The sequence below is a fragment of the Actinoplanes sp. DH11 genome (genome assembly GCF_020873875.1).
Classification (GTDB): domain Bacteria; phylum Actinomycetota; class Actinomycetes; order Mycobacteriales; family Micromonosporaceae; genus Actinoplanes.
In genome coordinates this window covers 22,250-36,714 of record NZ_JAHWGU010000025.1, presented here as the reverse complement: position 1 = coordinate 36,714, position 14,465 = coordinate 22,250, and the positions used below count along the sequence as shown (strand labels likewise).

Here is a 14,465-nt window from a genome sequence, read left to right as displayed (position 1 = left end):
GAGGAGAGTGGACTCGCCTAGGGTGGGGCGGTGACCGCTCAGGCGAACCCGTTGCGTCAGCTCTCCCTCAACCGGTTGCGGGCGCGAACCAGTGAGAAATGGCGGACCTACCCGGACGACGTGCTGCCGATGTTCGTCGCGGAGATGGACGTCCTGCTCGCCGAGCCGATCGTCGAAGCGATCACCGAGGCGGTGCGGCGCGGGGACACCGGCTATCCGGCCGGGACGGCGTACGGGGAGGCCTACGGCGTGTTCGCCGCCGCCCGGTGGGGGTGGGACGGGTTCGCCGTGGAACGCACCAGCCTGGTCGCGGACGTCATGGAGGGCATTCTGGAGGTGCTCGACGTGGTCTGCGGGCCCACCGACGCCGTCGTGGTCAACAGCCCGGTCTACATGCCGTTCTACGACTTCGTGAAGCACACCGGCCGGCCGCTGCTGGAGGCGCCGCTGAACGCCGCCGGCCGGCTCGACCTCGACGTCCTCGACGAGGTGTTCGGCCGGGCCGCGGCGTGCGGCCCCCGGCCGGTCCACCTGCTGTGCAGCCCGCACAACCCGACAGGCGTCGTGCACACCGCCGAGGAACTGGCCGCGGTCGCGGCGCTGGCCGGCCGGCACGGGGTCCGGGTCGTGGCCGACGAGATCCACGCGCCGCTGGTGCCGGCCGGGGCGCGGTTCGTGCCGTACCTCGCTGTGCCCGGCACCGAGAACGCCTTCGCCGTCTTCTCGGCCTCGAAGGGCTGGAACCTGGCCGGCATCAAGGCCGCCCTGGTCGTCGCCGGTCCGGCCGCCACGGCCGATCTCGCCCGGGTGCCGTGGTGGGTGAAGGAGTCACCCAGCCATCTCGGCGTCCTCGCGCACACCGCGGCACTGCGGGACGGCGGTGACTGGCTCGACAGCCTCCTGGCCGGCATCGACGAGAACCGGCGCCTGCTTGCCGGGCTGCTCGCCGAGCATCTGCCGCAGGTGCGGTACCGGCCGGGGGAGGCCACCTATCTGGCCTGGCTGGACTGCCGGGAGCTGGGCCTCGGCGACGACCCGGCCGCGATCTTCCTCGACCGGGGCCGGGTCGCCCTCAGCTCCGGGCCCGCGTTCGGCACCGGCGGCGCCGGGCACGCCCGCTTCAACCTGGGCACCTCGCCCGAGTTGATCACCGAGGGGGTTCGCCGGATGGCAGCCGCGCTGCCGCCCGGATGACCGGCCGGCAGCCCCCGCTCGTCACGCCGTCGGCAGGCGCCCGTCCGTCACGCCGTCGGCAGGCGCAGCCCCAGGACGGGCATGGACGGTGCGGCGGCCCTCGCGGCCGGCGCGGTCACGCCGAACGCGGTGAAGATCAGGTCGAACAGGGCCGCTTCGAAGTCCCCGGGCCACGGGTTGATCGAGACGGTGAGCTGCGTGCCGGCGTCGGGCGTGGTGAACGCGTAGCTGACGTACCCGAAGATGCCGCCGGTGTGGCCCCACAGCGTCGTGCCGCCGGGCAGCGGCAGCTGATGGATGCCGAGGCCGTAACCGGCCTCCCCGGCCGGGTCCGCCAGCATCTCGGCCAGTTGCGCCCGGCGCAGCAGCCGGCCGCCCAGCAGCGAGCGGTAGAACCGGTTCAGCTCGGCGGTGGTGGAGACCATCTCCCCGGCGGATCCCGCCATCGACGGGTTGAGGTCGGTGAAGTCCACCGGCACGATCTCGCCGTCCCGCTCGATCTGCTCGTACCCGTGCGCGTGCGGCCCGTCGATCGTGACGTCGGTGCCGGGAACCTCGGTGTGCCGCAACCGGAGCGGCCGCAGGATGCGCCGGTCGACCTCCCGGCCGTACGCCCGCCCGGTGACCTTGCGGATGATCAGGCCGAGCAGGATGTAGTTGGTGTTGGAGTACGACCAGGATGTGCCCGGCTCGAAAAGCGGCGGCCGCCCGGCCGCGAGGGCGACGAGTTCTTCCGGCCGGAAGGCGCGGTACCGGGCGTTCAGCACGTCGTCGACCGACCCGAACAGGGCCGCGGTGTAGTCGAACAGCCCGCTGGTGTGCTGCAACAGGTGCCGGACCGTGATCCGGCCGGCGTTCGGCACCGCGCCCGGCAGCCACCGGTGCAGCGTGTCGTCGAGGCGCAGCCGGCCCTCGCCGACGAGTTGCAGGATCACCGTGGCCACGAAGGTCTTGGTGATGCTGCCGACCCGGAACAGCCCGCCGGGCGCCGGCCGGGCCGGACGCCCCAGTGCGATCACGCCACTGGATCCGTGCCAGCTCCCGGCCGGGCTGTCCACCCGGGCCAGCGCAGCGGTGGCCCCGGTGGCGACGATCCGATCGAGCGCCGCCTGCAACCCCGCCCGGTCCGGTCCGCCCGGACCGCCCGGCGACGCCTCGGCCCGGGATGCGGCGCCGGCGCCGGCGGCCAGCGCCGCGGCGGCCGAACCGGCCAGAACAGTTCTACGACTGGGCATGATCGTTCTCCCCCCACGTGACAATCACCCCGCCGACGCTGCCATGAGCAGTGAGAGTGGTCAATGCCGCGGTCCCCGGGCCCTGCCCTTACGGGAGTTCCCGTAACACGGCGGGGTGCCGGATCGGGGGCTGGCCCTCAACCCCGGGTCCGAACGGACGATATGGTCCTCGGTCGCGTCCGCGGCCGACGTGATCCTCCAGGAAGGGCGCCCATGCCGACGACGCCGATGCCGGTCGAGACCCGTACCGAGGCGGACGCCTGCGACGACGCCGCGGCCGTGGCGGCACTGTTGCGCGACCGGTCGGTGGCCCCGCTGTTCCAGCCGATCGTCGACCTGGCCACGGGCGCCGTGGTCGCCGCGGAGGCGCTGGCCCGTGGCCCCGCCGGCAGCGGGCTGGAACGCCCCGACCAGCTGTTCGCCGCGGCGGCCAGGGCCGGTCGGCTGGGCCCGGTCGACATGCTCTGCGCCGAGCGGGCCCTCGAGTGCGCGATCGAGGCGCCCGACATCCCGCCCCTGGTCTTCGTCAACGCCGAGCCGGCGGTGCTGGGCCAGCCGGTGTCGTCGCACCTGGTGGACCTGTTGGTGAGCGGGCTGCGCTTCCGCGTCGTCCTGGAGTACACCGAACGGGCCCTCTCCACGGTGCCGGCCGGGCTGCTGCGCATCGCCGGCATGGCGCACGGGATGGGCAACGGCATCGCCCTGGACGACGTGGGCGCCGACCCGATGTCCCTGGCGCTGCTGCCGTTCGTCGACCCCGACGTGATCAAGCTGGACATGCACCTGCTGCGCAACCCGGCGGCACCGGCCACCCTCGAGGTGTGTGCCGCGGTCAGTGCCGCCGCCCGGCGTACCGGCGCGCTGATCATCGCCGAGGGCATCGAGACGGCGGCGGACGTGGACACCGCCCGGGCGCTGGGTGCCCACTGGGGGCAGGGCTGGCACTTCGGCCGCCCGGTGCGCGCGGCCGACCTGCCCGCACCGCCCGCCGACCGGACGGTGGGGTTGCGCGCGCCCCGGCCCGGTCTGCACCAGCCGGCCGGCAGCCCGTTCCAGGTCGCGGTGGCCGGCGGCGCCCGCCCGGCCGACGAGACGACGATCCGGCACACCATGGAACGGATGCACACCATCGCCGGCACCCGCAAGCACGCGGTCGTCCTCGGCTCCGACTGCGCGACAGTCGACACGACGGTGTGGCGGCCCTACGCCGACCAGGTGACCCGCAACGCCACCTACGCGGCCACGTTGTGCGCGAACGGTGCGGGCAGCCCGTTCCCGGGGGAGAGTTGCCTGCTCGTCGTCACCCCCGAGGACGCCGTGGCGCTGTGCCACAGCGCCACCCGGGGCGAGACGGTCCACACCGAGGACCGCGACCTGGTCACCGCGATCGGCCGCGTCCTGCTCCAGCGCCTGGAAGACTGAGGAGCGACGCGGGCCGCCCGTTCATCGATTCCAGCGCCCAGGAGCCGCCGGTGTTGATCTGCCAGCGGTGCGAAATCGCGGTTTCGACCCCATGATCACAGCGATGTCGTAGCGCTAGCAGATCAACATCTCGCCAGGGGCGGCGCGTCGGGCGCCACTGGCCGGAACCGGGAGGGGCCATGCGCCGTGTGGTGCGATATGAGCCGGCCGGCAATGCCGTTCGCGAGCCGGTGACCAAGCTTGGCGGCGAGCCGACCTGGCTTCAGGAGCCGCAATGGCCACTGTCCCGATCACGTAATCGGCCGATGCCGTTCATCGGGCAGTTTCGCCTCGATGATGGCACCGGTGACGTGCGCGTGGCGTACGTGTTCATGTCCGATCTCTTCATTTTCGACATGGAGGACGAGGAGGCCGCTGACGACGATGAGGAGCGGGTGGACGGCGAGGAGGAGGACAACGCCTACGCGATCGACGGCACTTCCGAGCCGGACGGAGGTGAGAATGCCGTCATCATCCAGCCGGGCGGACGCGTCCCGTCATTCGTCGACGTCCAAGGTCAGCGCGCCGGGTCCGCGTTCACGGAGGATCACCTGCCGGTGGACGTGGCGTCCGACGAGGGAGACATGCCGCTGGAGTTCCTGGGTGGGGATCCCGTGTGGCTTCAAAGCCCGGAGCCACCCGGCCCGGACTGGCAGCTGGTCGGTCAGCTGAGCGATCGCCTCGGGCACAACTTCGGAGATGGCGGAGTTGCCTACATCTTCGTCTCAGCCGACGGCGCAGAGGGACGTTTCCTCTGGCAGTGCCACTGACAATTCTGACAGTCGTACCTCGCGCACATCGGCAGAGTCAGGTCAGGACGCGCGCAGCGGCCGGAACGTCGTGCGGATCTGGTCGGTGAGGACCCCCGGCTGCTCGAGTGCGGCGAAGTGACCTCCGCGATCCAGCCGGGCGTAGTGCACGACCGTCGCGTAGCGGCGTTCGAGCCAGCGCCGCGAGGCCTGCACGGCCTCACCGGGGAAGATGCTGAACCCGGCGGGGACGGGGTTGGGGCCCCGGTCGCCGCCGTTGCCGGCACTGCCCTGCCTGTCCTCCCAGTACAGCCGGGCCGAGGATGCCGCGGCGTTGGGCAGCCAGTAGAGCATGATGTCGTCGAGGATCTCGTCCCGGTCGATGACCGTCTCGGGGTCGCCGCCGCTGTCGGTGACGTCCTGGAACAGGGTGTAGATCCAGGCCGCAAGCCCGGCCGGTGAGTCCGCGAGGGAGTACCCGATCGTCTGCGGCCGGGTGGCCTGCTCCCGGGCGTACCCGTCGAGCTCGGTCAGGTAGCGCTGGGCGCGCGCCATCATCTGCTGTTCCTCCTCGGTCGCCTCGGCCATCTCCGGTCCGGTGGGGAACACCAGTGGCATGTTGAAGTGCACGCCGCGGACCCGTTCCGGCGCCGTACGGGCGAGTTGCTCGACGACCGCCGCGCCCCAGTCGCCGCCCTGGGCGAACCAGGTGGGGTAGCCCAGGCGCTCCATCAGGGTGATCCACGCGTCGGCGACCCGGGGGACGTCCCAGCCGGTGGTGGCCGGTTTGCCGGAGAACCCGAAGCCCGGCATCGAGGGGATCACGACGTGGAAGGCGTCCGCGGCGCTGCCGCCGTGCGCGACGGGGTCGGTCAGCGGGCCGATCAGATGGCGGAACTCGAGGATCGAACCGGGCCAGCCGTGGCACAGCAGCAGCGGGACCGCGCCGGGTTCGGCGGAGCGGACGTGCAGGAAGTGGACGTCGATCCCGTCGATGACGGTGCGGGCGGAACCGGCGCCGTTGATGTCCCGCTCGGCGCGCCGCCAGTCGTAGCCGGTCGCCCAGTGGTCGCAGAGCGCGCGGATGCGGTCGAGCTGCGGTCCCTGGCGTCCGTCCGGGACTGTTTCGCGGTCCGGCCAGCGAGTGCCGGCGAGGCGGCGCCGCAGGTCCCGGAGATCGTCGTCGGGGATTGCGATCGGGAAGGGTTCCACCACGTCGCTGGTGAGAGGGGTCGACATCAGATGCTCCCTGGGGCTCGGCCTGCAAGATCGCCATTGTAGGCGCTAAGTGGAAGAAGAATTCAACTTGGAAATTCTCTTCCACTTGTTTACGATCATGCGGTGAGCGAGACCACGCCGCCGCTGCGGCGCGATGCCGAGCGCAACCGCCGGCTGCTGCTGCGCACGGCGTACGAGTTGATGGCCGTCAAGGGCCTGGACGTGCCGTACGAGGACATCGCGCGAGCCGCCGGCACCGGGATGGGCACGATGTACCGGCGGTTTCCGCAGCGGCAGGACCTGTTGAACGCCCTGTTCAGCGAGCACATCGACACGGTGATCGGGTTCGCCGAGCAGGCCGCGCGGTACGACGACGCCGGGGCCGGCCTCGCCTGGTTCCTCGAGCGGCAACTCGAGGTGGAGGCGCAGAGCCGTGGCCTGGGTGAGTTGCTGCGCGGCCGCAGCCAGGCCGCCGAGGTGGTGCAGCGGGCGCACGAGCGGATGACCCCGCTGGTGGCCGGCCTGATCGCCCGCGCCGTGGCCGCCGGTCAGTTGCCGGCCGGCGTCACGCCCGCCGACTTCGCCGCGGCGCACCTGATGGTGGGCAGCGTCATGGACGCGTCCCGCGCCTTCGCCCCGCACCTGTGGCGCCGTGCTCTGCGGGTGGCCCTGGCCGGTCTGCGCCACGCCGACCTGTCCGGTGATGCACCGGACGAGACGGTCATCGACCACCTCTACAACGACCAGCAGAAATGAAGGTTCCCCCCACCATGGCTCTGCCCGACGACCTGATCGACGTCCTCAACGCCAAAGCGATCTGTTTCGTGACCACCCTGATGCCCGACGGCTCACCGCAGATCTCGCAGACCTGGGCCGGTACGGACGGGGAACACGTGCTCATCAACACGGTCGACACGCACCAGAAGACCCGCAACGTCCGGCGTGACCCGCGGATCGCCATCGGCGTCGCCGACCCGGCCGCGCCGTCGCGGTCCTGGGCGCTGCGCGGCAGCGTCGTCGACATCACCACCGACGGCGCCCGGGAGAACATCGACGAGCTGTCCCAGAAGTACATCGGCCGGCCCTACCCGGGGTTCGGCGGCGGCGCGCAGCAGCGTGTCCTTCTCACCGTCAAGATCGACCGGGTGCACACGCCCTGACCGGAGCACCCGCCTGACCGGAGCACCCGCCTGACCGGAGCACCCGCCTGACCGGAGCACCCGCCTGACCGGAGCACCCGCCTGACCGGAGCACCCGCCTGACCGGAGCACCCGCCTGACCGGAGCACCCGCCGGTCAGGTGACCCGGTTCGCGGCGGCGCGGGCGAGCGAGCCGAGCACCGCACGGCTCGGCTCGTCGGCCTCGATGGCGTCCAGCGCGGCCAGTGACGTCTCCAGCAGCCCGGCGATCTCGTCCTCGACGGCGGCGAGCGCCCCGGAGGACACGATGATGTCGCGCAGGGTGTCGACGCCGGCGGCGTCCAGGCCGGGGTCGCCGAGCAGGGTGGTGAACTGCTCGCGGCGTACCGGATCGGTGTTCTGCAGGGTGAGCGCGACGAGCACCGTGCGTTTGCCCTCACGCAGGTCGTCGCCGGCGGGTTTGCCGGTGCGCGCGCTGTCACCGAACACCCCGAGCACGTCGTCACGCAGCTGGAACGCCTCGCCGAGCGGCAGCCCGAACGCGGAGAGCCCGGCCAGCACGTCGTCGCCGGCCCCGGCCAGCCGGGCGCCGAGCAGCAGGGGCTGTTCGACGGTGTACCGGGCGCTCTTGAACCGCACGACCCGGCGGGCCCGCTCCAGCGCCCGGCCGGGGTCACGGGCCGCGGCGGCCTGTTCGAGCAGGTCCAGGTACTGCCCGCCCATCAGTTCGGTGCGCATGCTGTTGAAGACCCCGCGACCGCGCAGCAGGGCGTCCGCGGGCAGGCCGCTGCTGTGGTAGAGCTCGTCGCTCCAGACCAGGCACAGGTCACCGGCGAGCACGGCGGCCGACACCCCGAAGTGCCCGCCGTCGCCGGCCCAGGCGTTGCCGTGGTGCAGGCCGGCGAACCGGCGGTGCATCGCCGGGGCGCCGCGGCGCAGGTCCGAGTCGTCCATCACGTCGTCGTGGATCAGCGCGGCGGCCTGGAAGAACTCCAGGGCGGCGGCGGCCGCCACGATGGCCGGCTCGTCCGGTCCGCCGGCGGCACGCCAGGCCCAGTAACAGAACGCGGCGCGCAGCCGTTTGCCGCCACTCATCAGGTCGCCCACGTAGCCCACCAGGGGCGCGCAGTCGTCGCTGACCGCGTCGAGCACGCCGGCCTGCGCGGCGAGGAAGCGTTCGATCTCCTTGTGCACCCGTGCCCGCAGGTCCGCCACGGCCGGCGGCGCGAGAAGAACAGCCGGCGGGACGCTCAGATGAGAGGTCATACGTGGTCGGCCTTCCGATCGTGGATCGTCGCCATCCCGAGGCCGACCACGACCAAGCCGACCTGATGCTGCGGGGCAGGTTTCTCTACCGTCATGAATCTCGTTATACAAGTAATTAGATAAACTTGCTACCTGGCGGGCATATGATTTCGGCGTGACCAGGCGACAGGCACGGCAGCGCAGTGACATGGCCCTCGCCATCCGCGAGCTCATCCAGGCCAACAACGAGGCCGCGCAGGGCCTGGCCCGCCGGCTCGACGTGAACGCCACCGACGCCCTCGCCCTCGACCACCTGCTGAGCAGCGCGGACGGGCTCGGGCCCACCGAGCTGGGGCACCGGCTCAGCATCCGGTCCGCCTCGGCGACCACCCTCGTCGACCGCCTGCAGGCCGCAGGGCACGCCCGGCGCATCCCGCACCCCTCCGACCGGCGCCGGCAGACCGTCGTCGCGACCGAGAAGGCGTACGAGGAGGTGCGCGCCGCCCTCGAACCGCTCATCGACCGGATCGAGCAGGCCGGCGCCCGGCTGACACCCGAGCAGGCCGCCACCACCGCCACGTTCCTCCGTGAGGTCGCCGCGGTGATGCGCGACTACGCCCGCGAGCAGCGCTGACCGGCGCCGCCGGCCGCGGCAGGACATGCCGAAAGGCGCGAGCCGGATCGGCCCGCGCCTCTCACGCGACGGGATCAGGGCAGGTTGATCGGGCGCAGCACGCGGTCGATGCCGTGGCCGATCTGCCGGTTGCCCTTGTTGATGTCGAACCGGTTGACCCGCGGGTTACGGTCGCTGCGGTCGGCGTCGATCAGCGAGATCCGCTTGTGCCACCGGGGCCCGTACACGTTGACCTTGATCTTCGAGCCGGCCGCGGTCTTCAGGCGGGCGTTGTCGGACTTGAGCGCCGCCTTCTTGGTGATCGTGGCGCCCGGGACGACGTGGTAGAGCAGCACCGACTCGACGGTGCCGATGCCCAGGCCGGCGACCGCGGTGAACGCCTTCTTCTCGCCGGGCAGACGCTTGGACTTCGTGATGTCCGCGACCAGCAGCTGGAACGCCCGGTCGTTGGGCAGGAACGCGGTGACCCTCTTCGTGCCGTCGCCCAGCACCTTGACCGGGCTGCCCGGCTTGGCCTTCAGCACGGCCTTCACCGCGGCCGCGAGGATGTCGTAGTCGTGGCCGTTGCGGTCGAAGCCCTTCTTGTCGGCGGTCAGCACCGCCGCGAGCGACTTCGTCTTCAGCGGCTTCTTGCCCTGCGCGGCGGCCGGGGCGGCGGTCAGCGCGGAGGCGACGATCGCGGCGGTCGCCACGGCGGCGGCGCGCTTGCCCAGTCGGGTAAGGCTCATGGTCATGCGTCCTCTCGAAGTTCCCGGGTGGTGGCTTCGCTGCCACCACCCGGTACTTCGCTCGGATCGCGCGCGGTGGATGCGGCCGGGCCGGGAATTTTCGATCGACGGCGTCTCCGCGCCGCGCACGAGCGCCAAGAGTGACGCCGGGGGTGCTCAGCCGAGTGGGTTCTCGCGGTCGCGCAGGGTGTGCAGCACGGGCGCGTACATCCGGGTCTTGATCGTCCCGAGCGTGGGGCCGGCCTTCCCGGTCAGGGCGGCGGCGGTCTCCACCGCCGTGCCGCGCACCGCGTCCTGGTCGACCGCGCGGTCGACGATGCCGGCCGTGACCGCGTCCGGCGCGGTGTAACGACGGGCGGTGGTCATCGCCTCGTGCGCGGCCTGCGGCGTGAGCCGGGCCTGGATCAGGGCGGACATGCCGCGGGTGAACGGGATGTTGATGTCGGCCTCCGGCAGGCACCAGTAGCCGCGGTCGGCGCGCATCACCCGGAAGTCGTGTGCCAGCGAGAGCATCGCCCCGGCGGCGAACGTGTGCCCCTGCAGCGCGGCCACGGTGATCACCGGCAGCGACAGGACCCGGGCGAACAGCTCGTGCACGCTCACCACGTACGGAACGTAGGAGTCGCCGTTCGCACCGAGCCACTCCAGGTCCAGGCCGTTGGAGAAGAACTTGCCGGTCGCGGCGGTGACCAGCGCACACGAGTCGCCGGCCTTCTCCACCTCGTCCAGGGCCGCGTTCATCGAGGCGATCCAGTCCGGGTGGAAACGGTTCTCACCGTCGCCGAGATCGAGGATGAAGACGTCGTCCTGGCGATCGAGAACAGGCATGCGGGGCTCCTTGACGGCTGGCGTGGCCCCCCGAAGCTACCGCTCAGTAACTTATGCATCAAGTTCTTCGGTTCTCTTTCGGTCCCGCTTGGTGTGATGGCTGTCCTGGGGCGCTCGCCCTCATCGACACGTGACGCCATCGACGGGAGTTCCATGACCGACAGTGCGGCCGAGGCCGACGTGCGGATGCTCGAGCAGACCCTGTTCGAGGTCAAGAAGGTGATCGTCGGGCAGGACCGGCTGGTCGAGCGGCTGCTGACAGCCCTGCTCGCCGGCGGGCACTGCCTGCTGGAAGGGGTGCCGGGCGTGGCGAAGACGCTCGCCGCCGAAACCCTGGCGATCGCCGTCGGCGGCACCTTCCACCGCATCCAGTTCACCCCGGACCTGGTGCCCTCGGACATCCTCGGCACCCGGATCTACCGGCCCAGCAAGGAGAGTTTCGACGTCGAACTCGGCCCGATCATGGCGAACCTGGTGCTCGCCGACGAGATCAACCGGGCGCCCGCCAAGGTGCAGTCGGCGCTGCTGGAGGTGATGGCCGAGGGGCACGTCTCGATCGGCGGGCGAACCCACCAGGTCCCGCAGCCGTTCCTGGTGCTCGCCACCCAGAACCCGATCGAGAGCGAAGGCGTCTACCAGCTTCCCGAGGCCCAGCGCGACCGGTTCCTGATGCGCGTGGTCGTCGGCTACCCCACCGACCAGGACGAACTCGGCATCCTCTACCGGATGGGCGGACGCCGGCCGGCGGCCCGCCCGGTGCTCGACACCGGCCGGCTGCTCGCCCTGCAGGCCCGCGCCCGGGACGTGTTCGTGCACCACGCGCTCGCCGAGTACGTGGTGCGGCTGGTCCTGGCCACCCGCGACCCGGCCCGGTTCGGGTTGCCGGAGGTGGCCGGTCAGCTCGCCTACGGCGCCAGCCCCCGTGCCACGCTCGGCCTGGTCGCCGCCGCCCGCGCGCTGGCCCTGCTGCGCGGCCGCGACTACGTGCTGCCCGGCGACGTCATCGACATCGCCCCTGACGTCCTCGCGCACCGCCTGGTGCTGGCCTTCGACGCGGTCGCCGACGGGATCGCCCCGGAGTCCATCGTGCACCGGATCCTCGAAGTCGTCGCCCCGCCGGTGATCGCCCCGGCCCAGGAGAACACCGGCTTCGGCCTGGGGGTCGCCGCATGACCGGGGCGACCACGACCACGAAGACCGCGACCAGCGAAGGGGCCGCCGCGTGAACAAGGGCGCCGCCATCAACGAACTCGCACCGGAACGGCGCCTGCGCCGCCTCGAACTGACCGTCACCCGCCGCCTCGACGGGCTGCTGCACGGCTCCTACCTGGGTCTGCTGCCCGGCGCCGGCAGCGAACCCGCCGGCAGCCGCGAATACCAGCCCGGCGAGGACGAGGTGCGCCGGATGGACTGGTCGGTCACCGCCCGGACCACGGTCCCGCACGTGCGCACCGTCGACGCCGACCGGGAACTGACCACCTGGGTGCTCGTCGACGCCACCGCCAGCATGGACTTCGGTACCGCCGAGTTCGAGAAACGCGAACTGGCGGCCGCGGCCACCGCCGCGGTCGGCTTCCTCACCACGGCGACCGGCAATCGTCTCGGCGCCCACCTGCTCACCCCGGACGGCATCCGGCGGCACCCGGCGCTCGGTGGCCGTACCCCCCTGCTCGGTCTGCTGCGCACCCTGCTCGCCGCGCCCCGCGCGCGGGAGAGCACCGAGGTGATCGCGCTCGCCGATGCCATCGACGGCCTGCACCGGGCCGTGCCGCGCCGCGGCCTGATGGTCGTCGTCTCCGACTTCCTGGACGGCCTCGACGACGACGGGCTCGGGCCCGGCGCACCCACCTGGGAGCAGCCGCTGCGCCGGCTGGCCGCCCGCCACCAGGTCCTCGCCGTGCGGATCGGCGACCCACGCGAGCGGGAACTGCCGGACGTCGGCCTGCTCGCCCTGGTGGACCCGGAGACGGGACGGCGCCGGGAGGTGCACACGGCAAGCCGCAAACTGCGGGAGCGGTACGCCGCCGCAGCCGCCCAACAGCACGCCGGCGTCACCGCGGCCCTGCGCCGGACCGGTGCCGCCCACCTGGACCTGCGCACCGACCGTGACTGGGTGGCCGACATCGTCCGGCACGTGCACGCCCAGCGCCGCCTCGGCCGCGCCGCCCACCGACCCATGAACGCCGGAGGTGTCACCGCATGACCTGGCTCTCCCCGGAGCGTCTCTGGCTGCTCGCCGCCGTCGCCGCGCTGGCCGTCGCCTACCTGGTCGCCCAGCGCCGCCGCAGCCGCTACGCCGTGCGCTTCACCAACCTGAAACTGCTGGACCGGGTCGCACCGCAGCGCCCCGGCTGGCGCCGGCACGTGCCGGCGAGCCTGTTCCTCGCGATGCTCGGCCTCCTCGTGGTCGGGTTCGCCCAGCCGCAGGCCAAGGTGCAGGTGCCGCGGGAACGGGCCACCGTGCTCGTCGCGGTCGACGTCTCCCGGTCGATGCTCGCCGACGACGTCGGACCGGACCGGCTCACCGCCGCCAAGTCCGCCGCCCGCGAATTCGTCGCCGAGCTGCCCGAGGAGTTCAACGTGGGCCTGGTCGGGTTCGCCGGCTCGGCCTCGGTGTTCGTGCCGCCGGTGACCGACCGCACCGCCGTCACCACCGGCATCGACCGGCTCGTCGAGGGCGCGGCCGGGCAGGCCGGCACGGCGATCGGCGACGCCATCGCCACGTCGCTGGAGGCGATCCGCACCCTCGACGCGCAGGCCGGGCAGGACGTGCCGCCGGCCCGGGTGGTCGTGCTCTCCGACGGCGCCAACACCGCCGGCCGGGACCCGGGCGAGGCGGCCCGGTCGGCGAGCGAGGTGGGCGTGCCGGTCGACGCGATCTCCTTCGGCACCCCGGCCGGGATCATCGCCGGGGGACAGGCCGTCCCGGTCGACGGGCAGACCCTGCAATCGGTCGCGGAGGCGACCGGCGGCAACTACTTCGCGGCCGGCAGCACCGACGAGCTGCGGGCCGCCTACGCCGACATCGGCAGCTCGGTCGGCTATCAGACCGAGGTCCAGGACGTGTCGGCCCGCTTCATCGGCGTCGGCCTGGCCCTGGCCGTGCTGGCGGCCCTGGCGTCGCTGTTCTGGTTCGCCCGCCTTCCCTGAAAGGACCTGCCGTGACCATCACCGGCCTCGGCGCGACCCCGCGCGGACCCGAATTCCTCTCACCCGTCGTGCCGGCGCTGCCACCGCCGGAGCCGGCACCGACCCCGGGCGTACGCCGCTGGCCGCTCCTGCTCGCCGGTGGTCTCGCCGTCGTCGCCGTCTCGGCCGGCACGGGCGGCGCCGCCGGTTACCTGACCGGCCGCGACGACACCGGCCGCGGCGACTCGGGCACCCCGCCGTACGCGGCACCCGCCCCGGCGCCCGCCGGTGTGCCCGCCGACCTGGTGGCGGCGGCCGCCCGCGCCCTGCCCGGCGTGGTGTCGGTGCAGGTGCGCACCGGTTCCGGCGGTGCCTCCGGGTCCGGTTTCGTCTTCGACGACCGCGGTCACATCGTCACCAACGCGCACGTCGTCGCGGGTGGCCGCGGTGGCGCGGTGAGCGTCGTCGGCGCCGACGGCCGCCGGCTCACCGCCGAGGTCGTCGGCAGCGACACGGCGAACGACATCGCGGTGCTGCGGGTCGCCGAGGCCACGGCGCTGCCCCGGCTCGACCTCGCCGACCCGCGCGGCACCCGGGTCGGCGAGCCGGTCCTGGCCGTCGGTTCCCCGCTCGGGCTCTCCGGCACGGTCACCGCCGGCATCGTGAGCGCCCTGGACCGGCAGGTACGCCTGGGCGGCGCCACCCGGCAGACCGCCGTGCAGACCGACGCCTCGATCAACCCCGGTAACTCGGGCGGACCGCTCGTCAACGCGCGCGGCGAGGTGGTCGGCGTGAACACGGCCATCGCCACCCTCGAGGGCGGCGGTTCGATCGGCATCGGGTTCGCCGTGCCGATCGAGCGGGCCCGCCAGGTGGCCGCCGGCCTGATCGGGCGGGGATAGTCG

The 14,465-nt window shown here is 72.6% G+C and carries 15 protein-coding genes; 10 read left to right on the top strand and 5 right to left on the bottom strand.

Annotated elements, in window-relative coordinates; all coding sequences use genetic code 11:
* The first annotated feature begins 30 nt into the window (after positions 1 to 30).
* Positions 31 to 1,194 carry a MalY/PatB family protein gene (locus tag LPA41_RS30090; protein ID WP_229074381.1) on the top strand — a complete coding sequence of 388 codons (1,164 nt, stop codon included), beginning with the start codon at positions 31 to 33 and terminating at the stop codon, positions 1,192 to 1,194.
* Between the two features lie 47 nt (positions 1,195 to 1,241).
* Here LPA41_RS30090 and LPA41_RS30085 read toward each other — a convergent pair whose 3' ends face one another.
* Positions 1,242 to 2,429 carry a serine hydrolase gene (locus LPA41_RS30085; RefSeq protein ID WP_229074379.1) on the bottom strand — a complete coding sequence of 396 codons (1,188 nt, stop codon included), beginning with the start codon at positions 2,427 to 2,429 and terminating at the stop codon, positions 1,242 to 1,244.
* Between the two features lie 213 nt (positions 2,430 to 2,642).
* On the opposite strand from LPA41_RS30085, the gene LPA41_RS30080 reads away from it, so the two are divergent.
* Both LPA41_RS30080 and LPA41_RS30075 read left to right on the top strand, forming a co-directional pair.
* Positions 2,643 to 3,851 carry an EAL domain-containing protein gene (locus tag LPA41_RS30080; RefSeq protein ID WP_229074377.1) on the top strand — a complete coding sequence of 403 codons (1,209 nt, stop codon included), beginning with the start codon at positions 2,643 to 2,645 and terminating at the stop codon, positions 3,849 to 3,851.
* 179 nt (positions 3,852 to 4,030) lie between these two features.
* Positions 4,031 to 4,660, top strand: coding sequence for a hypothetical protein (locus LPA41_RS30075; protein ID WP_229074375.1), 630 nt, complete (start codon positions 4,031 to 4,033; stop codon positions 4,658 to 4,660).
* A 42-nt stretch (positions 4,661 to 4,702) separates the two neighbouring features.
* On the opposite strand, the gene LPA41_RS30070 is transcribed toward LPA41_RS30075, so the two are convergent.
* Positions 4,703 to 5,878: an epoxide hydrolase family protein gene (locus LPA41_RS30070; protein WP_229074373.1), complete on the bottom strand. Its 1,176-nt coding sequence runs from the start codon at positions 5,876 to 5,878 to the stop codon at positions 4,703 to 4,705.
* A gap of 102 nt (positions 5,879 to 5,980) precedes the next feature.
* Here LPA41_RS30070 and LPA41_RS30065 point away from each other — a divergent pair, with 102 nt between their 5' ends.
* Together LPA41_RS30065 and LPA41_RS30060 are read left to right on the top strand one after the other, a co-directional pair.
* Positions 5,981 to 6,613, top strand: coding sequence for a TetR/AcrR family transcriptional regulator (locus LPA41_RS30065; protein WP_229074371.1), 633 nt, complete (start codon positions 5,981 to 5,983; stop codon positions 6,611 to 6,613).
* 14 nt (positions 6,614 to 6,627) lie between these two features.
* A complete protein-coding gene (locus LPA41_RS30060; protein ID WP_229074369.1) occupies positions 6,628 to 7,017 on the top strand; it encodes a PPOX class F420-dependent oxidoreductase in 390 nt (129 codons plus the stop codon).
* 135 nt (positions 7,018 to 7,152) lie between these two features.
* Here LPA41_RS30060 and LPA41_RS30055 read toward each other — a convergent pair whose 3' ends face one another.
* On the bottom strand, positions 7,153 to 8,262 hold the full coding sequence (locus LPA41_RS30055) for a polyprenyl synthetase family protein (protein WP_229074368.1): 1,110 nt from the start codon (positions 8,260 to 8,262) through the stop codon (positions 7,153 to 7,155).
* A gap of 154 nt (positions 8,263 to 8,416) precedes the next feature.
* Here LPA41_RS30055 and LPA41_RS30050 point away from each other — a divergent pair, with 154 nt between their 5' ends.
* Positions 8,417 to 8,875 carry a MarR family winged helix-turn-helix transcriptional regulator gene (locus tag LPA41_RS30050; RefSeq protein ID WP_374238227.1) on the top strand — a complete coding sequence of 153 codons (459 nt, stop codon included), beginning with the start codon at positions 8,417 to 8,419 and terminating at the stop codon, positions 8,873 to 8,875.
* A 74-nt stretch (positions 8,876 to 8,949) separates the two neighbouring features.
* Here the strand turns inward: LPA41_RS30050 and LPA41_RS30045 are convergent, their stop codons facing one another.
* Both LPA41_RS30045 and LPA41_RS30040 read right to left on the bottom strand, forming a co-directional pair.
* Positions 8,950 to 9,603 (bottom strand): fasciclin domain-containing protein, encoded by a 654-nt coding sequence (locus LPA41_RS30045; protein ID WP_229074366.1) that lies wholly within the window; start codon positions 9,601 to 9,603, stop codon positions 8,950 to 8,952.
* Positions 9,604 to 9,759: 156 nt separating this feature from the next.
* Positions 9,760 to 10,431 carry an enoyl-CoA hydratase-related protein gene (locus LPA41_RS30040; RefSeq protein WP_229074364.1) on the bottom strand — a complete coding sequence of 224 codons (672 nt, stop codon included), beginning with the start codon at positions 10,429 to 10,431 and terminating at the stop codon, positions 9,760 to 9,762.
* A 153-nt stretch (positions 10,432 to 10,584) separates the two neighbouring features.
* Here LPA41_RS30040 and LPA41_RS30035 point away from each other — a divergent pair, with 153 nt between their 5' ends.
* Genes LPA41_RS30035 through LPA41_RS30020 form a run of 4 tightly spaced genes read left to right on the top strand, consistent with a single transcriptional unit; the run spans position 10,585 to position 14,462 of the window.
* Positions 10,585 to 11,604, top strand: a complete 1,020-nt coding sequence (locus LPA41_RS30035; protein WP_229074363.1) for a MoxR family ATPase — start codon at positions 10,585 to 10,587, stop codon at positions 11,602 to 11,604.
* Between the two features lie 49 nt (positions 11,605 to 11,653).
* Positions 11,654 to 12,634, top strand: a complete 981-nt coding sequence (locus LPA41_RS30030) for a DUF58 domain-containing protein (protein ID WP_229074361.1) — start codon at positions 11,654 to 11,656, stop codon at positions 12,632 to 12,634.
* Positions 12,631 to 13,581, top strand: a complete 951-nt coding sequence (locus LPA41_RS30025) for a VWA domain-containing protein (RefSeq protein ID WP_229074359.1) — start codon at positions 12,631 to 12,633, stop codon at positions 13,579 to 13,581. Before LPA41_RS30030 ends, LPA41_RS30025 begins: the two co-directional genes overlap by 4 nt.
* A gap of 11 nt (positions 13,582 to 13,592) precedes the next feature.
* On the top strand, positions 13,593 to 14,462 hold the full coding sequence (locus LPA41_RS30020; protein ID WP_229074358.1) for a S1C family serine protease: 870 nt from the start codon (positions 13,593 to 13,595) through the stop codon (positions 14,460 to 14,462).
* Positions 14,463 to 14,465: the final 3 nt, after the last annotated feature.

Coding starts and splice junctions, on each gene's coding strand:
- LPA41_RS30060 (WP_229074369.1), top strand. CDS start 6,628: ATGGCTCTGCCCGACGACCTGATCGACGTCCTCAACGCCAAAGCGATC.
- LPA41_RS30055 (WP_229074368.1), bottom strand. CDS start 8,262: ATGACCTCTCATCTGAGCGTCCCGCCGGCTGTTCTTCTCGCGCCGCCG.
- LPA41_RS30035 (WP_229074363.1), top strand. CDS start 10,585: ATGACCGACAGTGCGGCCGAGGCCGACGTGCGGATGCTCGAGCAGACC.
- LPA41_RS30070 (WP_229074373.1), bottom strand. CDS start 5,878: ATGTCGACCCCTCTCACCAGCGACGTGGTGGAACCCTTCCCGATCGCA.
- LPA41_RS30085 (WP_229074379.1), bottom strand. CDS start 2,429: ATGCCCAGTCGTAGAACTGTTCTGGCCGGTTCGGCCGCCGCGGCGCTG.
- LPA41_RS30025 (WP_229074359.1), top strand. CDS start 12,631: ATGACCTGGCTCTCCCCGGAGCGTCTCTGGCTGCTCGCCGCCGTCGCC.
- LPA41_RS30040 (WP_229074364.1), bottom strand. CDS start 10,431: ATGCCTGTTCTCGATCGCCAGGACGACGTCTTCATCCTCGATCTCGGC.
- LPA41_RS30045 (WP_229074366.1), bottom strand. CDS start 9,603: ATGAGCCTTACCCGACTGGGCAAGCGCGCCGCCGCCGTGGCGACCGCC.
- LPA41_RS30080 (WP_229074377.1), top strand. CDS start 2,643: ATGCCGACGACGCCGATGCCGGTCGAGACCCGTACCGAGGCGGACGCC.
- LPA41_RS30075 (WP_229074375.1), top strand. CDS start 4,031: ATGCGCCGTGTGGTGCGATATGAGCCGGCCGGCAATGCCGTTCGCGAG.